Source organism: Streptomyces sp. NPDC054840, from assembly GCF_053611065.1.
Genome location: NZ_JBSGZP010000836.1, coordinates 1 through 2,743 on the forward strand (window position 1 = coordinate 1; position 2,743 = coordinate 2,743).

Sequence of the window (2,743 nt, forward strand, 5' to 3'; positions counted from 1 at the left end):
AGACCCCGGGCCCTTCCGCGTTCCGCCGGCCGCGTGCAGTGGTGAGCGGTTCAGTTGTACGACGCCTCGTGGCGGCGGTCTCCGGCACCGGCCGCGGGCTCCGCCGCGGGCGGGGCGGGCGCTTCGATCCCGCGCATCAGAGTCGCGGCGAGCACGGCCGCCGCGAGCAGCAGCGCCGTACCGCCCCAGGCCGCGTACTGCATTCCGTGGACGAAGGCCTCCCGGGCCAGGGTCAGCACGTGCTCCCCGGCCGGCCCGCCGATGTGGTGGGCGGTGGCGACGGCCCCGCCCAGGGTCTCCCGCACCCCGGGCTCGGAGTCCGCCAGGTCGTTGCGGTAGACGGCGGTGCTCAGGCTGCCCAGCAGGGCCATCCCGAGCGCCCCGCCGAACTCCTGACCCGTCTCCAGCAGGGAGGCGGCGGAACCGGCCTTCTCGGCGGGTGCCGAGGCCAGGGCCATGTCGGAGACGAGGGACATCACGGTGACGATGCCCGAGGCCAGGATCCCGGCGCCGGTGAGGATCAGCCACAGCGAGTCGGTGTCCACCAGGGCCATCAGGGCGAACCCGGCCGCGGCGAGGACGAACCCGCCGGCGATGACGTGGGCCCGGTCGGTCCTCCGGGCCAGGGCCGCGCCGACCGGCGCCGCGGCGCCGATGACGACCGAGGGGGCGAGGCTCCACAGGGCTGCTTCCAGAGGGCTCATGCCGAGCACCGACTGGAGGTACTGGGTGGTGAAGTAGGCCGAGCCCATCATGGCGAAGGCGGCGATGGTGTTGAGGCCGATGCCCGCGCCGAAGCCGCGGCCCGCGAACAGGGCCCGGCTCACCATGGCGTCGTCTTCGGCACGCCGGCGGCGGACGAAGACGTACCCGAGGGCCAGTCCGACGGCGAGGCAGCCCGCGTAGAGGGGTTCGAAGCCCTCGGCGGCGATCTCCTTGAGGCCGTAGACGACCGGCAGTACGGCGGCCATGGAGAGCGGGACACCCAGCAGGTCGAAGCGGCCGGGGGCGGGGTCCTTGAACTCCGGCACCAGCACGGGCACCAGGAGCAGCAGGAGCAGCATCGCGGGCACGTTGATGAGGAAGACGGAGCCCCAGTAGAAGTGGTTCAGCATAACCCCGCTGAGCACCGATCCGAGGGCGATCCCACCGGTCATGGCCCCGGACCAGAGGGCGATGGCCTGCCCGCGCTGCTTGGCGTCCTGGAAGAGGTTGCGGACCAGGGCCAGCGTGGAGGGCATCAGGGTGGCACCGCCGAGGCCGAGCAGCACGCGGGCCGCGATGAGCATCTCGGCGCTGGTGGCGCAGGCGGCGACGATCGAGGCGAGGCCGAAGGCGGTCGCGCCGATCAGCAGCAGCTTGCGGCGGCCGATCCGGTCGCCCAGCGAGCCCATGGTGATCAGCAGGCCGGAGAGGGCGAAGGCGTAGCTGTCGAAGATCCAGAGCTGCTGGGTGGAGCTGGGGTCCAGCTGGTCGGTGATGGCGGGGATGGCGAAGTAGAGGACGGAGACGTCCATCGAGACCAGGAGCAGCGGCAGCAGGAGGACGGTGAAGGCGGTCCATTCGCGGCGGCCGGCAAGTCGCGTTGTGGCGACGGGGTTTGTCATGAGCAGGAATGTACATACGTGTTAAACATTTGTCTATGACGAACGTATAGGACTGTTGTCTGGGACGGTTGTCTTGCTACCGTGGGGTCATGGGACATCGCGAAGATCTGCTCGAAGGCGCCAAGAAGTGCCTGGTCGAGAAGGGGTTCGTGCGCACCACCGCGCGCGACATCGTCAGTGCCTCGGGGACCAACCTGGCCTCCATCGGCTACCACTACGGCTCGAAGGACGCCCTCCTCACCCAGGCCTTCATCGGCCTGATGGAGGAGTGGGGCGCGGTCTTCCAGGGCGGACTCGACGGCGAGGGCGGATCGCTGGAGCGCTTCCGCGCGCTGTGGGAAGGCGTGCTGGCGCAGCACGAGAAGTCGGGCCCGGTCTGGGCGGCCGGCCTGGAGGTGGCGCTCGACCGGGGCCAGCGGCCGCAGTTGAGGTCCATGCTCGCGGCCTCGCAGGCCGAGGCACGCCGGGGGCTGATCTCCATGTTCACCGGGACCCCGGAGGACCAGCTCGACGAGCGGGACGTACGCACGCTGGGCGGCTTCTACCAGGCGCTCCTGAACGGCCTGATGATCCAGTGGCTCTTCGACCCGGAGTCGGCCGCGACCGCGGAGGAGTTCACCGAGGGCATGCGGCGGGCCGCCGAGGCCATGGGCCGGACCGATCGGCAGCACACCTCCTAAGGGCCGGCCCGTGATCCCCGGCGGGCGCACGACGACGGCTACGGCACCTCGCCGCGTTGTCGGAGCGCCCGGGTACGACCGGTGTGCAGACGCGCCTCCGCCTTGCGATGCACCGCATCCGACGCCGTGCTCCGATCCACCGGGGATGACGGAACAGCCCTTGGCGGGGCGTCCCGCCGAACGTCGATCGCCGGACGGTGGCCCGGCGGCAGCCGGATGAGGCGCCCTACGCCAGGCGGGCGGCCTTGAGGGCCATGTGGAGCAGCAGACGGTCCTCGCCCTCGTCCAGGTCGAGGCCGGTCAGCTGCTCCACCCGGGCCAGGCGGTAGTAGAGGGTCTGGCGGTGGATGCCCAAGGCGGCCGCCGCGCGCCCCGCCTGGCCCGCGCAGTCCAGGAAGACCTCGGTGGTGCGGGCGAGTTCGCGGTTGGCCGGGGTCAACAGGGTGCGCGCCGCGG

At 71.5% G+C, this 2,743-nt stretch carries 3 protein-coding genes; 1 reads left to right on the forward strand and 2 read right to left on the reverse strand.

Annotated elements, in window-relative coordinates; genetic code table 11:
• Positions 1–50: 50 nt before the first annotated feature.
• Entirely contained in the window at positions 51–1,607 is a 1,557-nt protein-coding gene (locus ACWGIU_RS34785) for an MFS transporter (RefSeq protein WP_453712095.1), read from the reverse strand.
• A gap of 89 nt (positions 1,608–1,696) precedes the next feature.
• On the opposite strand from ACWGIU_RS34785, the gene ACWGIU_RS34790 reads away from it, so the two are divergent.
• Complete coding sequence (locus ACWGIU_RS34790; RefSeq protein WP_453712096.1) at positions 1,697–2,287, forward strand: TetR/AcrR family transcriptional regulator; 591 nt, start codon at positions 1,697–1,699, stop codon at positions 2,285–2,287.
• Between the two features lie 226 nt (positions 2,288–2,513).
• On the opposite strand, the gene ACWGIU_RS34795 is transcribed toward ACWGIU_RS34790, so the two are convergent.
• Positions 2,514–2,743, reverse strand: a 230-nt coding sequence (locus tag ACWGIU_RS34795) for a helix-turn-helix domain-containing protein (RefSeq protein ID WP_453712097.1), incomplete at its 5' end; no start/stop codon positions are given.

What these genes read in the sequence shown, in the direction of transcription:
- ACWGIU_RS34790 (WP_453712096.1), top strand. Translation starts at nt 1,697, where the DNA reads ATGGGACATCGCGAAGATCTGCTCGAAGGCGCCAAGAAGTGCCTGGTC.
- ACWGIU_RS34785 (WP_453712095.1), bottom strand. Translation starts at nt 1,607, where the DNA reads ATGACAAACCCCGTCGCCACAACGCGACTTGCCGGCCGCCGCGAATGG.